Consider the following 17,623-nt stretch of genomic DNA (forward strand, 5'->3'; position numbering starts at 1 on the left):
GTTGACCCACAGACCTGGCTCGCAGATGTCCTCGCCAAGCTACCGGCAACCACACCGTCACGCCTGCCGGATCTCCTGCCCTGGAACTGGAAAACCAAATAGCCACGGCCTAGACCGGAGGCTTACTCGTGTTCTACGAACTGGCATCCTTGTTTCGCGCACCGGCCTGGATGACAGAAGCGCCGGCAGCCGATGTCTCGCCAGACATGCGCTTCATGCCCGTCGTGACGCAATTCCAATTGGCTGTGGATATGGCTTTGGCGACAACCGCACCGGCTGGGTATGGCCATTCTTATTTTGGGCGCGACTATGTCGAGCCTTGGGTTGCTGTGACCGCACCAGATAGTTGGAGCGCTGCAGACACGAAGCGCCTCATGGATCATTGCGACAGCGGCTTCGGTATCGGCTGCGATCACGACTGACGTCTTGGTCCGTTTTCATTCTCGTGACGTACTGCAGCATCGCGAGGCGGTCTCGGCAGAGTAGATCCACAAGTGACAAGCGTAAATCTTGCGATCATCAACTGACTGCTATGTATGTCGAGAAAGGCAATTGGCTACTTCGCCGACTTTTGCGGCCGCAGAGAGTGATGCCACGGCAGACGTTAGAGAAATAGTCGCAGGATCAGCGGCCCGAGTATGGCGGTGGCCACCGCGTTTACAGCCATTCCCAACCCCGCAAAGGCACCAGCCGTCGGATTCACCTGCAACGCCCGCGCGGTACCGATCCCGTGACTGGCAAGTCCCACGGAGAAGCCCCGCGCCCGCCAGTCCTTCAGCCCCAGCAGGTTCAGAAGCGGCGTCGCCACGACGGCCCCGGTGATCCCCGTCAGGATGACCAGCACCGCCGTCAGCGTCGGCGACCCGCCCAGCTCCTGCGAAATGCCGATGGCAACCGGCGCGGTCGCGGATTTCGGGGCCAGCGAGATGAGCAGCAGCTCGTCGACCCCCATCCACGAGGCGATCAGCAGCGCCGATCCCGTCGCGACCACCGATCCCACGATCAGCGCCGCCAACACGGGCAGCAGGGCACGGCGCAAGTGGTGAAGGTTATCAAACAGCGGCAGGGCAAGCGCCACCGTCGCCGGGCCCAGCAGGAAGTGCACGAACTGCGCGCCCTGGAAGTAGGTCGCATAAGGCGTTCCCGTCACTTTCAACACCACCGCCAGAATGCAGACCGCGATCAGCACCGGGTTGGCCAGGGGGTTGCGGCCCGTGGCGCGGAAGATCAGATCACCCACACTGCAGGCGGCCACGGTCGCCGTCAGCCACAGCAGGGGCCCTTCGGACAGATAGCTCCAGATTTCGGCGAAATCAGTCATCGCTCGACCCCGTAAGCCGCGCCACGCCCGCGAAGGTCAACGCCCCCGCCGCGATCGCCAGCACCGCCGAGACGACGATCGCCAGCAGGATTGCCAGGGTGCTGTCCCCCAGCGTCGCCAGGTGCCCGACGACGCCAGCCCCCGCGGGCACGAACAGCAGCGAAAGGTGGGAAAGCAACGTCTGCGCCACCGCACGGATCGTCTCGCGCAGCTGTGGCACCGCCACCAGAAGCCCCAGCACGAAGATCATGCCCAGCACCGGGCCCGGCAGCGGCAAGCCCACCGCCCGCGCCACGAACTCGCCAAGTATCTGAGCGATCAGGATAACCAGTAGTGCGTACATGACGGTCCTTTCGTGCTGATTTGCGAACGCTAGCCAAAGCCGAGGGCGCTGGAAAGGCCCGCGGGTCGGCATTGTTTTCGATTGCCAGAGCCCACAATAAAAACGTTTTTACAAACGCATGAAAACGTATAGCCTCCGATTTTGTGAGTCTTGGGAGGGATGGCGCTTGGCGGAACTGCGGGTCACGGGGCTGTGGAAGGCGTTCGGCGCGGTTGAGGTGCTGAAGGGCATCGACCTGCACCTTCCCGACGGGGCCTTCGTCAGTTTCCTCGGGCCTTCGGGCTGCGGAAAGTCTACCCTCCTCCGCTGCATCGCCGGTCTCGAGGACCTGACCGAGGGCGCGATCCACATGGGCGACCGCGACATCACGCAGCTGCCCTCGGCGCGACGCGACATCGCGATGGTGTTCCAGAACTACGCGCTCTACCCGCACATGACGGTGCGCAAGAACATGGCGTTCGGCCTGGCCCTGAACGGTATGCCGCGGGCCGAGATCGACCGCCGGGTCGCGCTCGCGGCCGAAACGCTGCGGATCGCCGACCTTCTCGACCGCAAGCCGCGGCAGCTGTCGGGGGGCCAGCGCCAGCGGGTCGCCATCGGCCGGGCGATCACCCGCCAGCCGCAACTGTTCCTGCTGGACGAGCCGCTCTCGAACCTGGACGCAAGCTTGCGCGTAACCATGCGGGCGGAACTGGCGGCGCTGCACGACCGGCTGGGCGTCACGATGGTCTATGTCACCCACGACCAGGTCGAGGCGATGACGCTCTCCGACCTCGTCGTCGTGCTGGACAAGGGCCGCGTCGCGCAGGTGGGCCGCCCGCTCGAGCTGTTCCACCGCCCCGCGAACCTCTTCGTGGCGGGCTTCATCGGCAGCCCGCAGATGAACCTCCTGCCCGCCTCCGTCATCCGCCAGTCGGCGGACGATATCACGCTGGCCCTGCACGGCGCGACGCTGACCATCCCCACCGCCGGCCACGACCCCATCGCCGCACCCGCCGTGACCCTCGGCATCCGCCCCGACCGGCTGGAGATCGCGCCCGACGGCGACCTCTCCGGCACCATCCGCCTGGCCGAACGGCTGGGGACCGAGAACCACCTGCACATCGATCTCGAAGGCGGAGGTTCGGTCACCTGCATCACCGACGGCACCCACCCCGCCCGCGCGCGCGACCGGGTGCGGCTGCGCATCCCGCCTGCCGATGCACATGTCTTCGACGGCCGGGGCAACGCCCTGCCCCGTCGGCTGGACCCGGCGACCCAGGCGCTCATCACCGACACGAACAGACCGGCAGACCCGGCCTGAGACCAAGGGAGGAAGACCATGACCATCACCAGACGCATGCTTCTTGCGGCCACGATCCTGGCCCTGCCCGGCGCCAGCTTCGCCGAGGATCAGGTCCTGCGCTTCGCCACCTGGAACACCGATCCGGAAAGCATCGCCATCAACCAGGCCATCGCCACCAAGTTCGAAGAGGCGAACCCCGGCGTGAAGGTGCAGATCGAGCTTTACGGCGACGGCTTCGACGACAAGCTGACCGCCGCGATGGGGGCCGGTGACGCGCCCGACCTGATGTACATGTGGAACTTCCCGGCCTACAAGGACGCGCTCCTGCCGATCGACGACCTGATCGCCCGCGACGCGGCCGAGCTGAACCTCGACGACATCCCCTCCGGGCTGATGAACATCTCGAAGATCGACGGCAAGACCTATGCCATGCCCATCGGCTTCACCACCCAGGTCGTCTTCTACAACAAGGACATGTTTGCCGCCGCAGGCGTCCCCGAACCGCAGGCCGGGTGGACCTGGGCCGACCTCCGCACCGCCGCCGCCAAGTTCCGCAATGCCGAGACGAAGACCTACGGCTATGCCGTCGACGCCAAGCCCGACCCCTTCGACTTCGAACAGTTCCTCTGGTCGAACGGCACCAAGTACATCTCGGACGACGGCAAGACGCTGGACGGCTACATGAACAGCCCCGAAGCCGCCGAGGTGCTGGACATGTTCGCCGACATGATCAAGACCGAAGAGGCCGTCGCGCTGAACATCGGCGACGACACGCCCGGCTCCGCGCTCTTCAAGACCGGCAAGATCGCCATGTTCCAGTCCGCCATGTGGTCGAAGACCGGCATCGACGAAAGCGGCATCGACTACGGCGTCGCCCCCCTTCCCGCCTTCGGATCGAAGCCCGTCCATTCGGTCATCGGCGCCTCGGGCCTGTCGATCTCGAAGGACGCGAAAGACCCGGAACTGGCCTGGAAGTTCGTCAAGTTCTTCTCCACCCCCGAAGCGGTCGAGATGCGCACGAACGACCTGCCGATCCGGACCTCCGTGGCCGAAAAGCTGGGCCTCGCCACCGACCCGATCACCAAGCCCTTCTTCGACATGCTGGCCGTCTCGAACCGCGAGACGAACGCCTTCCTGAAGAACCCGAACTGGGGCCAGATCCAGGCCAACCTCGCCACCGCGATCGAGGCGACGATGGTCGACCAGGGCAATGCCAAGGCCCATCTGGACGAGGCGGTCGCCGCCTCTGCCCGGTTCCTGAACTAGGGACCGGGACCACGGAGAGTGAAGGCCACCGCCATGACAGACGCCCGACGGTTTTCCTCCCGACGCCGGCCGAACCTTGCGCCGTGGCTCTTCATCTCTCCGTGGATACTTGGCTTCTTCCTCTTCACCCTGGGACCGATGGTCTTCTCCCTAGTGATGAGCCTCTATGACTGGCCCGTGGTGGGCGACCGCCGCTTCGTCGGCCTCGACAACTACCGGGTGATGCTGACCCAGGACCCGAAGTTCTGGCAAAGCCTCGGCGTCACGGTGAAATTCGCCGCCATCTTCGTGCCGCTGAACATCCTTTTGTCCTTCCTGCTCGCCATCCTCCTGAACGTGAAGGTCCGCGGCACCGCCCTGTTCCGCACCGCCTTCTACCTGCCCTCGATCATCTCGGGCGTGGCCTTGGTGATGATCTGGAAATGGATCTATTCCAAGGACTACGGCCTTCTGAACTACGCCCTGTCCCTGATGGGCGTCGACGGGCCGAACTGGCTGGGCGATCCCCACTGGTCGATCCTGGCGATCATCATCGCCTCGCTCTGGGGCCTGGGTGGGACGATGCTGATCCTCCTCGCCGGGCTGCAATCCATCCCGAAAGAGCTTTACGAGGCCGCCCGCGTCTCGGGCGTGCCGGCCTGGGCACAGACCGTCTACATCACCATCCCGATGCTTTCACCGATGCTGCTGTTCACCTTCGTGACCTCGCTGATCTCGGCCTTCCAGCAGCTGACCATCGCGCTTCTCCTGACCAAGGGCGGCCCGCTGAACTCCACCTACTTCTTCGCGATGTACATCTACGACAACGCCTTCAAGTTCCACGACATGGGCTATGCCGCCGCGATGAGCTGGGTGATGTTCCTGATCATCCTGATCCTCAGCATGGCTGTCCTGAAATACTCCGCCGCCTGGGTGCATTACGAGGGCGACGTGAAAGGGGGCGGCAATGGCTAGGACGTTCACCTACGGCGCGCTGATCTTCCTCTCGGCCCTCTTCGTCGCCCCGTTCCTCTGGACGCTCCTCACCGCCGTCAAGACCGAGGCCGAACTTGTGGCCTGGCCCCCGGTCTTCTGGCCGGAAGACTGGCGGTGGGAGAACTTTGCGACAAGCTGGGCCGAGCAGCCCTTCGGCACCTATCTGCAGAACTCGATGACCGTCGTGGTCCTGTCGACCATCGGGCAGGTCTTCTCCTCCTCGCTGGTGGCCTTCGGCTTCGCCCGCTTCCGCTTCCCCGGCCGCGACCCGATCTTCGTCCTCCTGCTGGCCACGATGATGATCCCCTGGGACGTGAAGATGATCCCGCTCTACATGGAGTTCAACTTTCTGGGCTGGATCAACACCTTGAAACCCTTGATCGTTCCAGCCTGGTTCGGCGAGGCGTTCTTCATCTTCCTCCTGCGCCAGTACATCATGACCGTCCCGATGGAGATCGACGAGGCCGCCCGCATGGACGGCGCAAACCCCTGGCAGCTCTACTGGCGCATCCACCTCCCGCTGATGCTGCCGGGGCTGGTGCTGGTCGGCACCTTCCACTTCATGAACGCCTGGAACGACTACCTCGGCCCGCTGATCTTCCTGAACGACCAGACGAAGTACACCCTGCCCCTCGGCCTCGGCCTCTTCCAGGGTCGGCACGACGTGGACAACATCGCCATCGCGGCGATCACCGTGATCCTCTGCCTGCCGCCGCTCGTCCTCTTCTTCTTCGTCCAGCGCTACATCATGGACAACGCGCTCGGCTCTTCGGTGAAGGGCTGATGTTCGACTTCGCCCACATCCCCTTCAGCCGCTTCGGCCGGTTCCTGACCGTCTCGCAGATGGACGGTCAGGTCTGGCTGCGGCTGGTCAAGGGCGGCGACCTGAGGCCCTCGCTCGGCCGTCTCTGCCGGATCGTCGGGCAGGCCGACTGGACCCTCTCTCCCGATGTCCTCGTTGCAGAAGCCTCCACGGGCCGTGTCGAGTTCGCCATCGGCGAAGGCGAACGCCTGCACCTGCGCGGGACAGGCGAGCTGACCTTTGCCCTGGAAGGCTCGCGCTACGACTACGCCTATGTCACGCCGCAGGGCGACCACTGCCTTGTCGCGGCCTACGAGAACACGCGCCTCCTGCCCCGCGTGACCAGGGGCGCCGTCAGCGTCTTTGGCACCTGGCGCCGCGACCATGCCGACGATGTCACCCTCACCTTCACAGGCCCCGAGGGGTTCGAGGGCACCATCGATTTCTTCCCCGCCGTCCCCCCTCCCCCGGAGGCGCAGACCTTTTGCCAGGCTCGCGACAGCGCGGCTTCCGATTTCTCCGACTGGCTCTCCCGCACCCCACCGGGCGGCGAGCCAAGGGCGCGGACCCTGGCGTCCTGGCTTCTCTGGGCCAACACCGTCCCCGCGTCGGGCCAGCTCACCCGGCCCGCGGTCTTCATGTCGAAGAACCACATGATCAACATCTGGTCCTGGGACAATGCCTTCTCGGCCCTCGGCGTCGCACCGATGGACGCGGACCTCGCCTTCGGCCAGTTCGCCGCAATCTTCGACCACCAGCACCCGTCGGGCCTTCTCCCCGACTTAGTCAATGACCGCGAAGCGAGCTTTGCCTTCACGAAACCCCCGGTCCACGGCTGGGCCATCCTGCGTCTGATGCAGGACCACCCCGACTGGCTGACCGACACCCGCCGCGCCGCGCTGGTCCCCTGGCTGGAGCGGCAACTCTCCTGGTGGCTGACCTACGCCCGCAAGGACGACCGCAGCCTGCCGATGTACTTCCACGGCAACGATTCCGGCTGGGACAATGCCAGCTTCTTCGCCGAAGGCGGCCCGGTTGCCTCGCCCGATCTGCCAACCTTCCTGATCCTGACCTGCGACTGCCTCGCCCGCCTGGACCCATCCCGCGCGGCGCATTGGCAGGCCGTGGCGGACAAGCTCACCACCCTCCTCCTCACCCTCTGGACCGGCGAGACCTTCGGCACCCGCCTCGCCGCCGACCCGGGCCGCCTGCGCACCGACAAAAGCCTGATCGGCTTCATGCCCCTCCTCCTCGGCCCGCGCCTGCCGACCGCGATTGCCGATCGCCTGATCGACCGGCTGGGCCAGGGCTGGATCACGCAATGGGGTCCCGCGACCGAACACCCGCAAAGCCCCTTCTATGAGGCCGACGGCTATTGGCGTGGCCCGATCTGGGCACCCACGACCATGCTCATTTGGGACGGTCTCCTCAGCCAGGACCGGCCCGACCTGGCCACCGTCATCGCCCGCCGCTTCTGCCGACTGTGCGAAACCTCCGGCATGGCCGAAAACTTCGACGCCCTTTCAGGCCAGGGCCTGCGCGACCGCGCCTTCGCCTGGACATCCGCCGCCTACCTGATCATCTCGGCCTGGCTCGCCCGGACCGACCAAGGACTGCAAGAATGACCGCCTTCACCACCGGCAACCCCTCGTTTTCCGACCGCCAGCTCGCGGATCTCGCCGCGCGGCATTTCGGCCTTCCCGGCACGATCCGCCCCCTTCCGTCCGAACGCGACCAGAACGCCCGGCTGACCGCCGACGGTCAGGATTACGTCCTGAAGATCGCCAACCCGGCCGAGGATCCCGGCCAGATCGACCTTCAGAATGCCACGATGCTGCACCTTGCCCGCGTGGGCCAGTCCGGCATCCCCCGCGTCGTACCCACCCTTTCCGGCGCGGACCGGGCTTTGCTCGATGTGAACGGCCAACCCTCCGCCATGCGGCTCGTCACCTGGGTCGACGGCACGCCGCTGGCCGAGACGACACGCAGCGTCGCGCAGCTGGAAAACCTCGGTCGCTTCATGGGCGGCCTCAGCCGGTCCATGCAGGGCTTCGGTCACCCCCAGGCCTTCCGCCCCGATTTTCTCTGGTCGCTGGACCATGTGATCCAGCTGAAAGACCACGCCGAGGACATCGCCGACCCCACCCGCCGCGCCCTGGTGAAGAACCTCTTCGCCAGGTACGAGACCGGAATCCTTCCGCGCCTCCCCAGGCTCCGCGCTTCGGTCCTGCACCAGGACGCGAACGACTGGAACGTCATCACCGACCCCACCGACTCCACCCGGATCGCCGGGCTGATCGACTTCGGCGACATGTGCCACGGCCGCACGGTGAACGAGCTTGCCATCACGATCGCCTACGCGCTGCTCGACACCCCCGACCTCTACGCCGCCACCCGCGCCCTGATCCAGGGCTTCACCGCCGAGTTTCCCCTGACGGAAGACGAAGCCGACCTCGTCTTCGACCTGATGCGGATGCGGCTCGTCTGTTCGGTCTGCCTCTCGTCGCGCCAGTCGAAGCTGCACCCCGAAAACGACTACCTCCTCATTTCGCAAGCCCCCGCCTTCGCACTTCTCGAACGGCTCGAACGGATCGACCCTGGCTTCATGATCGCCCTCTGCCGCAAGGCCGCGGGGTTCGATGCCGTCCCCGGCGCGGGCGACATCGTCGCCGATCTCTCCACCCGCGCCTTGCACCCGATCCTGTCCACTGACCCGCGCCGCGCCGCCCGGATCGCCCTGCCCACCGACGGCAGCCGCAAGGGAATGCCCGCCTTCTCTGACCGCGCCTTCGACGGCTGGATGGCCGCCCAACGCCCCGCGACGCTGCCAAAGGACATCCCCTTCCTCGGCTTCGGCCTCTATGGCGAGAAACGGTCGGTCTACACCGCCGCCCAGTTCGCCGATGCCGCCAGCGACGAACGCCGCACCCGCCACCTCGGCATCGACATCTTCGCCCCCGCCGGCACCGCGATCCACGCGTCCCTGGACGGCACCGTCGAAAGCGTCACCTACAACGCCGACCCGCTGGACTATGGTCACACCCTGATCCTGCGCCACACCACGGCGGCGGGTCGCCCATTCTTCACCCTCTACGGCCACCTCGGCGGCTCGCTCCCCAGCCTCTGCCGCCCCGGCCAGACCATCACCGCCGGGGACCTCATCGCCCATCTCGGCGACTGGCACGAAAACGGCGGCTGGGCCCCGCACCTGCACATTCAGGTCATCACCAGCCTTCTCACCCAGCAGGGCAACTTCTTCGGCGTAGGCCACGACAGCCTGTGGGATGTCTGGACCGACATTTCCCCTGACGCGAACCTCCTCCTGCGTCTCGAACCCGAGACCTTCCGCATCGACCCCGAGCCGCCCGAAACCCTCCTCGCCCGCAGGCGAAAGGTGATCGGCCCCTCGCTCTCGATCTCCTACCGCGAGAAGCTGAAGATCGTGCGCGGCCGCGGCCCCTGGCTGATCGACCACACCGGTCGGCGCTATCTGGATACGGTGAACAACATCACCCATGTCGGCCATTGCCACCCGCATGTGGTCGAAGCGCTCGCCCGGCAGGCGGCCGAGCTGAACACCAACACCCGCTACCTGCACGGGGCCATGCCGCACCTCGCCGAACGGATCGCGGCCACCATGCCGGGCGATCTGAAGGTCGTGACCTTTGTCAACTCCGGTACCGAGGCGAACGAGCTGGCGCTTCGCATCGCCCGCACGGCCTTGGCCAAGAAGGACACCGTGGTGCTTGACTGGGGCTATCACGGCAACTCGGGCGGGACGGTCGACATCAGCCCCTACAAGTTCAAGCGCAAGGGCGGCTTCCCGCAGCCCGATTTCGTGCAGATCGCCGCTTTCCCCGACCCCTACCGTGGCCCCCATCGCGGGCCGGACTCCGGCCCCGCCTACGCCGCCGACATCGACCGCTGCCTTGACGCGACCCTGGCCCGCACCGGCACCGGCGCGGCCACCTTCATCGCCGAAAGTCTATCGGGCGTCGGCGGTCAGGTCATCCTTCCCAAGGGCTACCTTGCCGATGTCTACGCCCGCATCCGCGCCCAGGGCGGCATCTGCATCGCGGACGAAGTGCAATGCGGCTTCGGGCGCGTCGGTCCCGCCTTCTGGGGCTTCGCCACCCAGGGCGTGTTCCCCGACATCGTCGTCCTTGGCAAACCCATCGGCAACGGCCACCCCCTTGCCGCCGTGGTCACCACGCCTGACCTCGCCGCGCGCTTTGCCAACGGGATGGAGTATTTCAACTCCTTCGGCGGCAATCCCGTCTCGATGGCCGTGGGCCACGCCGTCCTTGACGTGATCGAGGCCGAAAACCTTCCCGCCCGCGCCGTGACCACGGGAGAGGCCCTGATGGCAGGCTATCGCAGGCTGGCCGACCGCTTCCCGATCATCGGCGACGTGCGCGGCATGGGCCTCTTCGTCGGGGTCGAGCTTGTCACCGACCGCGACGCCCGGACCCCGGCCCCTGAGGCCGCCGACCACGTCGTCGACCAGCTTCGCCTGCGCGGCATCCTCGCCTCGACAGACGGACCGGACGACAACGTGCTGAAGATCAAGCCACCCCTCGTCTTCGGCCCCGACGAAGCAGCGATCCTGCTTGCCGGAACCGAAGCCGCCCTTTCCACACTGCCCAACTGACCCAACGGAGGAAACCGAATGAAGACCACCATCCTGTCCCTGCTTGCCGCCCTGTCGCTTGGCACGGCGCTGAACGCCGCCGACCTTGGCGGTGTCACGCTCAAGGTCGGCTCCGACACCACCTCGCCGCCGATGGAGTTCATCGACCCGGCGACCGGCGCCATCGTCGGCTTCGACGTCGACGTGGTGAATGCCATCTGCGAGAAGATCAACTGCAAGGCCGAATTCGTCACCACCGGCTGGGACGGCATCTTCACCGCGCTGCAAGAGGGCCAGTTCGACCTCGTGGCTTCGGGCGTCTCGATCACCGAGGAACGCCAGCAGGTGATGGACTTCACCGAACCCTACATCGTCAACGGCCAGGCGATCCTTGTCCGCACCGCCGATGCCGCATTGACCGTCGAAGACTTCAAGTCCGGCAAGAAGCTGTCCGCACAGGCCAACACCACCGACGCGGCCACGGCCGAGGAGATCGCCGGCAAAGAGAATGTCCAGGCCTATGACACGTTCAACGGCTCGGTCCTCGCGCTGCGCAATGGCGACGTGGACGGCGTGGTGATCAACGGCGCCAACGCCGCCGCCTACGAGGCCGAATTCGCGGGCGAGCTGGTCGTGACGATCCGTGATCTCAAGGCCGACCCGCTGGGCCTCGTGTTCCAGAAAGGCGACGAGCGCGTCGCCGCCTTCAACGAGGGCCTTGCCGCGATCAAGGCCGACGGCACGCTGGATGCGCTGATCGCCAAGTACTGGACCGCCGAGTAACCGTCCCGCGCGCGCCCCGCGCAGGCCCTGCCCCGCCGTGGGAAGGGTCGTGCGGGGCGCCTCTCTCCGTCCCCTTCGAAAGACCGCATCCATGCTCGACCACGCTTCCGACGACCTCCTCGCCCGCGCCCGCGCGTTGCACCTGCCCCGCGACTTCGTATTCGGCGGCGCCACGGCGGCCTACCAGATCGAGGGCGGCTGGAACGCCGACGGCAAGGGCGAAAGCATCTGGGACCGCTTCTGCCGCAAACCCGGCGCGGTCATCGACGGGACGTCGGGGGATGTGGCCTGCGACCATTACAACCTGTGGCAGGACGACATCCGGCTGATGACCGACCTGGGTCTCGACGCCTACCGCTTCTCGATCGCATGGAGCCGCGTGCAGCCCGACGGCCAGGGCGCGATGAACCCCAAGGGTATCGCCTTCTATGATCGGCTGATCGACGGGCTTCTTGCCGCCGGGATCACGCCCTACCTCACCCTCTACCACTGGGACCTGCCGCAGGCCCTGCAAGACAAGGGCGGCTGGTACAACCGCGACACCGCCCACCGCCTGGCCGACCACGCCGAGACCATGGCGCGTCACTACGGCGACCGCGTGAGACACTGGACCACGCTCAACGAACCCTGGACCTTCTGCTGGTCGGGCCATGCCTCGGGCGAGGACGCGCCCGGCCTGACCGACGGGGTGAAGGGCGGCCTCACCGCCAGCCACCACGCGCTTCTCGCCCACGGTCTGGCCGTCCCCCGCATCCGCGCCGCCGCTCCGGGCGCAGAGGTCGGCGTCGTGCTCGACCTCAACGTCGTGGAGCCTGCCAGCCAGCGCCCCGAGGACATCACGGCTGCGAAGCACTTCGAACTGGCGCAGAACCGCTTCTACCTCGACGCCGTCTTCAAGGGCCGCTACCCGGATGAGCTTCTGACCCTCTGCGCAGGCCTCCTCCCCGACATCCGCGACGGCGACCTTGCCACCATCGCCCAGCCGCTCGACTACCTCGGGGTCAACATCTACCGCCGTTCGGTCATGCAGGCCGGGACCGAGCTTCCGCCCCTGAACTTCGCCCGCGTCAGCCCTCCCGGCGACTACACCGCCGTCGGCTATGAAATCTACCCGCCCTGCATCCATGACATCCTGACCTACGTCCACCGCGACTATGCGCCGAAAGCCATCCACATCTCGGAAAGCGGCATGGCGACCCGGCCTGAAACGCCCGAAGCCGACGGGTTGATCCACGACCGCCAGCGCGCCGCCTACTACATCGACCACATCGCCGAACTGGACCGCGCGCGGCAGAAGGGCGTGCCGGTCAAGGCCTATTTCGCCTGGACGCTGATCGACAACTTCGAATGGGCCTATGGCTACACCACCCCCTTCGGCATCGTCCACGTCGACCTCGAAACCCAGAAGCGCAGCCCCAAGCTCTCGGCGCTCTGTTACCGCGAGGTCTTGCGTGCCCGCCGCTGATCGCGCTTCCATGCTGCATCCGGCTGCCCGATGAGGTGATCCTTGGTTCCTGCCGCCCCGCGCCCCACGATCAAGACCCTGTCCGAAATGACGGGCTATTCCATCGCCACGATCTCGAAGGCGCTGCGGAATTCGCCCGTCGTCACCGAACAGACCCGCGCCGCGATCAGCGAGGCGGCGGAACGGGTGGGCTATCAGGTCTCGCTGCGGGGCCGGTCGCTGCGGACGGGAAAATCCTACCAGATCGCGGTCCTGATGCCCCTCTCGGTGGCCAAAAGCCACGAATGGAACGGCGTCGAACATGCCGAGATCCTGGCCGGCATCGCCGAGGGGCTCGAGGGGTCCGCCTACCGGATTTCAGTGCAACTGGTCCGCGATACCGAAGACAGCATGGCGGTCGTGCGCAATATCGTCGAAGCGCACCTGGCCGACGGCCTGATCTTCTCGGGCATCCTGCACGACGATCCGCGCATCGCCTTCCTCCTGGAACGCGGATTCCCCTTCGTGACGCTGGGCCGCAGCCATTCGGGCCGGGCCCATGCCTTCGTCGACATCGACAGCGACTGGGCCGCCCATGCCGCGACCCGGCGTCTGCTGGAAGGCGGCCATCGCCGTATCGCGCTGGTCAACCCGGACCCCTCGCTCGCCTATGCGCTCGACCGCATCGCGGGCTACCGCCGTGCCCATGCCGAATTCGGGCTCGACCCAGATCCGGCCCTGATCGTCGGAGGCGACCTTACGACCCGGCACGGCAAGACGGCCGCCCTGTCGTTGCGGGCGCTGCCCGATCCCGTTACCGGCTTCGTCTGCGTCAACGAATCCACCGCGCTTGGCGTCCTGTCCGGCCTGCACGAAACCGGCGTCCGCGTGGGGACTGAAGCCTCGGTGATCGCCTACGACGACATCAACGCCAGCGCCTACTTTTGCCCGCCGCTGACCACCTTCCTCCTGCCGCTCGAAACCCTCAGCCGGGTGCTCGCCGCCTTCATGCTGCGGATCCTCCAGGGCGAAGACCCCGCCACCCTGACCCATTTCGTCCGCCCCGAAGCCATCGTGCGCCAGGCCGACCGCCTGCTGCCCTGACCACCGAACCCAGCCCCCGCGCAAGGAGACCTTCCCGTGAAATTCCTCCACCGGATCGAGGCCTTGCGTCCGGCGAACCTGCTCCTCCTCCTTGCCCTGCCCTTCCTGGTCTGGCTCTTCGCCACCTCGACCGACTACTCCCGGTCGCTGGCCGCGATCCTCGGCGTCGAACGCGGGTCCGCGCCGCAGTTTCCCGGCTTCCTCGTCGTCCTCCTCGCCTTCGCCGCGCCGGTGGCGGCCGTGTTCACCCCGCGCAAGGCGGCTCAGGCGCTGACCCTGCTGGCCCTGGCCTGCGGTCTCGCCATCTGCCTGACACCCATCGCCCACCCGTTCCTCGCCGCAGCCGTCGCCAACGCCGTCGACCCCGCGACGTCGCCCCTCGTCGTGCAGGGCGAAACCCCGCGCCGTCTCACCGAAGCCGCCGCCGTCAGCGTCGACCGGGCCGCGCAACCCCTTCTGATCAGCCTGACCCTTGGGAATGCCGTCCTGCTTGCTGCCTGGTTCCGTACGCACAGGAGCCTGCCCCGCCGGGCACTCCTGGCCCTGAACGGCCTCGGCCTCGCCTGGCTGCTGCTCCTGGCGCATCTCGGCTTCGCCACCGGCCTTGCCGTGGCGATCCGGGCCGGAGTCACCGCCTATATCCTCGCCTCGATCCTGGCGCTGGTCTGGGTCGGCCTCATGCAACTCCGCCCCTCGCGCCGCACGCTGCCGCTCTTCGGCCTCCTGACCGCCGCGGCCCTGTCGCTTGCCGCTTGGCAGGCCGCACAGCCCCGCCTTGCCTACAGCCTTGTGGGCAGCGCCGAGGGAACCATCGGCATCACGGCAGGCACGCCCGGCCGCATCGTGGACGCCGTGCGCTACGGCGGCTATCCCGGCGCACCCGAGGGCGAGGCGAAGATCAAGACCGTGGTCGAACCCGCAGACGCCCTGGCCCAGGTCACGTCTGGCAAGTTGTCCGGCGCCGTCCTGCCCACCGACCAGGCCCCCGCCGACCTCATCCTGTGGCAGACCGAGGTCCTGCCCGACACCAGCGCCAACCTCGCTACGACGGCGCTCGTCCTCGGCATCGCGCTCGGCCTCCTTGCGCTGTGCGGCTTCCTCTACCAGCGCCACCCCCTCTCGATCGCGGCCGAGTTCCTGATCGACACGCTGCGCGGCATTCCGATGCTGGTGATCATCCTCTACATCGGTCTGCCGCTTGCCGGGGTGCTCAAGTCCTCGACCGGCGGCTTCCTCGACCCGCCGAACCTCCTGCGCGGCATCACCGCGATGGCCATCGCCTATTCCGCCTACATGGCCGAAATCTTCCGCGCCGGGATCAACGCCGTCCCCCGCGGCCAGATCGAGGCCGCCCGCTCTCTCGGTCTCAGTCGCTGGCAGACCGCCCGCCACGTGATCCTGCCGCAGGCCTTCCGGATCGTCATCCCGCCGATGGGCAACGAGTTCATCGCCATCCTCAAGGACACGTCTCTCCTATCGATCCTGTCGATCCGCGACCTGACCCAACGGATGCGCGAGTTCCAGTCGGCGACCTTCCTTACCTTCGCGCCCTACAACACGGTGGCCATTGTCTATGTCTTCCTTACCCTCATCGCCGCCAGCCTTGTCGCCAAGGTCGAGCATCGCTACCGCACGCCCCGGCATTGAAGCGCAGACCTGGGTCGTCACCGGGGCGGCCCGCGGGCTTGGTCTCTGCCTCGTCCGGCAGCTCTCGGGCTTGGGCGCGCGCGTCCTGGCCCTGTCGCGCGCGCCCGGGCCCGAACTGCCGGGCGTCACCCACATCCCCTACGACCAGGCGGACGAGGCCTCGATCCTTGCCGCTGCTCGCCTGGTTCCCGGCCCGGTCGACCATGTCATCCACAACGCAGCCATCCGGGGCGACACCGGCGGGCTTGCCACCCTCACCGCCGACCACCTGGCCGAGGTGATGCGGATCAACGTCGCGGGGCCGCTCCTGCTCACCCGTGCCTTGCTGCCCCGTCTCTCCCCCTGCGCCACATTGGCCTACGTCTCCAGCCGCGCGGGGTCGTTCACCGAAGGACACGACCCCGACGGCGACTATGCCTACTGCCTCTCGAAGGCCGCGCTCAACCGTGCCGTCGCCAAGCTGGCCGACGACCTGCCGCAAAGAGTACTTGCCGTCCACCCCGGCTGGATCGCCACCGATATGGGCGGAGCCTGCGCGCCCGACGATCCCAACCTTGCCGCACAACGCATCGTTTCGCTGCTCACTGGGACAGACGGGCCGGCCACCGGAAGCTTCATTGATCCCGAAGGCCGGACCATCCTGCCCTGACCAAAGTATTCGGGAACGGCCCGGGGCCCGGAAGCCGTACGACAGATCAGCGGAACGTGGATACCGCCCGATTGCGGCATTCACGAGAAAAGTGATGTCAAACTCCACTGTTTCGTGGCGGGAACTGAGGAGAACTTTCACTTCGCGCTGTTGGTACGGTCTGGCCGATATGCTCGCGGATCGACCTACAGAGACTGCCGGGACGGAGCGGGCCACCTACCCTAAGCCGCGAGGTCCGGGCACCTTGATGCAGGCCGAAATACGGCATCGTTAAGGTAGCTGATTCCTGTTGAATCCCGGCCAGATGTCTAAGCTTCCGGTCGCACCGACTGGCCTGCCAAACCTGAATCTTCAAGATGTTCTGAATCCGGCAGGTCGCGGAGCGACTCCATCCCGAAGGCAGCCAGGAAGCGGTCGGTGGTGACGACGGTATAGGGCGCGCCGCGCCGGGGTTCGCGGGGGCCGGTGCCGATCAGGTCGCGCTCGGCCAGGCGGCCGATCAGGTCGCGGCTGATCTCGGTCCCGAAGATCTCTTTCAACCCCTCGCGGCTGATCGGCTGGTGAAACGCGATCGCGGCCAGCACCGCCAGGTCGAACTCCGTCAGCGCCAGGGCCTGCCCTGCCACATCCGCCGCCGCCCGGATCGCCGGGCCATAGGCGGCCCGCGTGCGCAGCGTCCAGCCGCCCGCCACCCGCGCGACCTCGTAGGGGCGGCCCTCCAGGTCGGCCTCCAGGTCCGCGACCAGAAGATCGACCGACACCCCCTGCCCCACCACCCGCGCCAGGTCCTCCCGCCCGACCGGAGCCGCGCTGGCGAACAGCACCGCCTCGACCCGGCGCAGCCACTCGCGCCAGCGCAGTTCGGGCGGCAGGTCGGCCAGCTCGCGGTCGAATCCGGTTTCGCGCGCCATCGCTAGACCCCGTACAGCCGGAACGCGTCGCGCCCGGTCAGCTCGCGCAGGGCGCCCAGGGCGACCAGCCGGTCGCAAAGCCGGCGCGCCGCCCGGTCCGACAGCTCCCCGCCCCGCACCAGAGCGGCCGGGGCCACCGCGTCGCGCGACAGGAACAGCTCCACCGCCCGCCCCGCTCCCTTGGCGCGCATCTTCGGCGCCACCGCCCGCAACCGCGCCGCCGCGCGCGCCAGTTCCGCCGCCAGCGGCAGCGCCCGGTGTCGCGTTGCCGTTAAATAGGGTCATCCTCAATTTGTGTGGTGCAGAGGAAGCATTCGGGCCCTGAGCAAGTTCGGGCCGGCTCGCCCATACATCGCGCGCTTCAAGGTCTTCAATCGGTTGATCTGGCCTTCGGCTTGACCATTGCTCCACTCCATTTCGATCGCATTCCTGACCGCATCAATGTCTCTGTTCAAGGTTCGGG

The 17,623-nt window shown here is 66.9% G+C and carries 17 protein-coding genes and 1 pseudogene; 13 read left to right on the plus strand and 5 right to left on the minus strand.

Going from position 1 to position 17,623, the window contains the following annotated elements:
- Both GV832_RS20640 and GV832_RS20645 read left to right on the plus strand, forming a co-directional pair.
- On the plus strand, window positions 1-102 hold a 102-nt coding region (locus tag GV832_RS20640; RefSeq protein ID WP_168776771.1), incomplete at its 5' end, for a transposase domain-containing protein.
- A gap of 26 nt (window positions 103-128) precedes the next feature.
- Complete coding sequence (locus GV832_RS20645) at window positions 129-422, plus strand: alpha/beta-hydrolase family protein (protein ID WP_354001999.1); 294 nt, start codon at window positions 129-131, stop codon at window positions 420-422.
- A gap of 182 nt (window positions 423-604) precedes the next feature.
- Here GV832_RS20645 and GV832_RS20650 read toward each other — a convergent pair whose 3' ends face one another.
- Window positions 605-1,321 (minus strand): LrgB family protein, encoded by a 717-nt coding sequence (locus GV832_RS20650; RefSeq protein WP_168776772.1) that lies wholly within the window; start codon window positions 1,319-1,321, stop codon window positions 605-607.
- The gene (locus tag GV832_RS20655) at window positions 1,314-1,664 is read right to left on the minus strand and encodes a CidA/LrgA family protein (RefSeq protein ID WP_227754584.1); all 351 of its coding nucleotides are present in this window, start codon (window positions 1,662-1,664) and stop codon (window positions 1,314-1,316) included. Before GV832_RS20655 ends, GV832_RS20650 begins: the two co-directional genes overlap by 8 nt.
- A gap of 166 nt (window positions 1,665-1,830) precedes the next feature.
- Here GV832_RS20655 and GV832_RS20660 point away from each other — a divergent pair, with 166 nt between their 5' ends.
- The 11 genes from GV832_RS20660 (at window position 1,831) to GV832_RS20710 (ending at window position 16,249) form a co-directional block, all read left to right on the plus strand.
- On the plus strand, window positions 1,831-2,967 hold the full coding sequence (locus GV832_RS20660) for an ABC transporter ATP-binding protein (protein ID WP_227754585.1): 1,137 nt from the start codon (window positions 1,831-1,833) through the stop codon (window positions 2,965-2,967).
- 18 nt (window positions 2,968-2,985) lie between these two features.
- Window positions 2,986-4,215, plus strand: coding sequence for an ABC transporter substrate-binding protein (locus GV832_RS20665; RefSeq protein WP_168776775.1), 1,230 nt, complete (start codon window positions 2,986-2,988; stop codon window positions 4,213-4,215).
- 33 nt (window positions 4,216-4,248) lie between these two features.
- On the plus strand, window positions 4,249-5,169 hold the full coding sequence (locus tag GV832_RS20670; RefSeq protein WP_168776776.1) for a carbohydrate ABC transporter permease: 921 nt from the start codon (window positions 4,249-4,251) through the stop codon (window positions 5,167-5,169).
- Complete coding sequence (locus GV832_RS20675) at window positions 5,162-5,974, plus strand: carbohydrate ABC transporter permease (protein ID WP_168776777.1); 813 nt, start codon at window positions 5,162-5,164, stop codon at window positions 5,972-5,974. Before GV832_RS20670 ends, GV832_RS20675 begins: the two co-directional genes overlap by 8 nt.
- Window positions 5,974-7,617 (plus strand): amylo-alpha-1,6-glucosidase, encoded by a 1,644-nt coding sequence (locus GV832_RS20680; RefSeq protein WP_227754586.1) that lies wholly within the window; start codon window positions 5,974-5,976, stop codon window positions 7,615-7,617. The genes GV832_RS20675 and GV832_RS20680 overlap by 1 nt, the downstream gene beginning before the upstream one ends.
- Window positions 7,614-10,643 carry an aminotransferase class III-fold pyridoxal phosphate-dependent enzyme gene (locus tag GV832_RS20685; protein WP_168776778.1) on the plus strand — a complete coding sequence of 1,010 codons (3,030 nt, stop codon included), beginning with the start codon at window positions 7,614-7,616 and terminating at the stop codon, window positions 10,641-10,643. The genes GV832_RS20680 and GV832_RS20685 overlap by 4 nt, the downstream gene beginning before the upstream one ends.
- A gap of 18 nt (window positions 10,644-10,661) precedes the next feature.
- On the plus strand, window positions 10,662-11,405 hold the full coding sequence (locus tag GV832_RS20690; protein ID WP_168776779.1) for a transporter substrate-binding domain-containing protein: 744 nt from the start codon (window positions 10,662-10,664) through the stop codon (window positions 11,403-11,405).
- 91 nt (window positions 11,406-11,496) lie between these two features.
- Complete coding sequence (locus GV832_RS20695; protein ID WP_168776780.1) at window positions 11,497-12,870, plus strand: GH1 family beta-glucosidase; 1,374 nt, start codon at window positions 11,497-11,499, stop codon at window positions 12,868-12,870.
- A 42-nt stretch (window positions 12,871-12,912) separates the two neighbouring features.
- Window positions 12,913-13,953, plus strand: coding sequence for a LacI family DNA-binding transcriptional regulator (locus tag GV832_RS20700; protein ID WP_168776781.1), 1,041 nt, complete (start codon window positions 12,913-12,915; stop codon window positions 13,951-13,953).
- Window positions 13,954-13,989: 36 nt separating this feature from the next.
- Window positions 13,990-15,600, plus strand: coding sequence for an amino acid ABC transporter permease (locus GV832_RS20705; protein ID WP_168776782.1), 1,611 nt, complete (start codon window positions 13,990-13,992; stop codon window positions 15,598-15,600).
- Window positions 15,527-16,249 (plus strand): SDR family NAD(P)-dependent oxidoreductase, encoded by a 723-nt coding sequence (locus GV832_RS20710; RefSeq protein ID WP_227754587.1) that lies wholly within the window; start codon window positions 15,527-15,529, stop codon window positions 16,247-16,249. The genes GV832_RS20705 and GV832_RS20710 overlap by 74 nt, the downstream gene beginning before the upstream one ends.
- 308 nt (window positions 16,250-16,557) lie before the next feature.
- Here the strand turns inward: GV832_RS20710 and scpB are convergent, their stop codons facing one another.
- The 3 genes and pseudogenes from scpB to GV832_RS20725 form a co-directional block, all read right to left on the minus strand.
- Window positions 16,558-17,160 carry an SMC-Scp complex subunit ScpB gene (scpB, locus tag GV832_RS20715; RefSeq protein ID WP_168776784.1) on the minus strand — a complete coding sequence of 201 codons (603 nt, stop codon included), beginning with the start codon at window positions 17,158-17,160 and terminating at the stop codon, window positions 16,558-16,560.
- A 2-nt stretch (window positions 17,161-17,162) separates the two neighbouring features.
- A pseudogene (locus GV832_RS20720) lies at window positions 17,163-17,414 on the minus strand (DUF1403 family protein); the annotation flags it as partial.
- 33 nt (window positions 17,415-17,447) lie between these two features.
- On the minus strand, window positions 17,448-17,623 hold a 176-nt coding region (locus tag GV832_RS20725), incomplete at its 5' end, for a transposase (RefSeq protein WP_168776785.1).

Source organism: Stagnihabitans tardus, from assembly GCF_009925085.1.
Classification (GTDB): Bacteria; Pseudomonadota; Alphaproteobacteria; order Rhodobacterales; family Rhodobacteraceae; genus Stagnihabitans; species Stagnihabitans tardus.

Coding starts and splice junctions, on each gene's coding strand:
- GV832_RS20665 (WP_168776775.1), top strand. CDS start 2,986: ATGACCATCACCAGACGCATGCTTCTTGCGGCCACGATCCTGGCCCTG.
- GV832_RS20655 (WP_227754584.1), bottom strand. CDS start 1,664: ATGTACGCACTACTGGTTATCCTGATCGCTCAGATACTTGGCGAGTTC.
- GV832_RS20710 (WP_227754587.1), top strand. CDS start 15,527: ATGTCTTCCTTACCCTCATCGCCGCCAGCCTTGTCGCCAAGGTCGAGC.
- scpB (WP_168776784.1), bottom strand. CDS start 17,160: ATGGCGCGCGAAACCGGATTCGACCGCGAGCTGGCCGACCTGCCGCCC.
- GV832_RS20680 (WP_227754586.1), top strand. CDS start 5,974: ATGTTCGACTTCGCCCACATCCCCTTCAGCCGCTTCGGCCGGTTCCTG.
- GV832_RS20675 (WP_168776777.1), top strand. CDS start 5,162: ATGGCTAGGACGTTCACCTACGGCGCGCTGATCTTCCTCTCGGCCCTC.
- GV832_RS20690 (WP_168776779.1), top strand. CDS start 10,662: ATGAAGACCACCATCCTGTCCCTGCTTGCCGCCCTGTCGCTTGGCACG.
- GV832_RS20695 (WP_168776780.1), top strand. CDS start 11,497: ATGCTCGACCACGCTTCCGACGACCTCCTCGCCCGCGCCCGCGCGTTG.
- GV832_RS20685 (WP_168776778.1), top strand. CDS start 7,614: ATGACCGCCTTCACCACCGGCAACCCCTCGTTTTCCGACCGCCAGCTC.
- GV832_RS20650 (WP_168776772.1), bottom strand. CDS start 1,321: ATGACTGATTTCGCCGAAATCTGGAGCTATCTGTCCGAAGGGCCCCTG.
- GV832_RS20670 (WP_168776776.1), top strand. CDS start 4,249: ATGACAGACGCCCGACGGTTTTCCTCCCGACGCCGGCCGAACCTTGCG.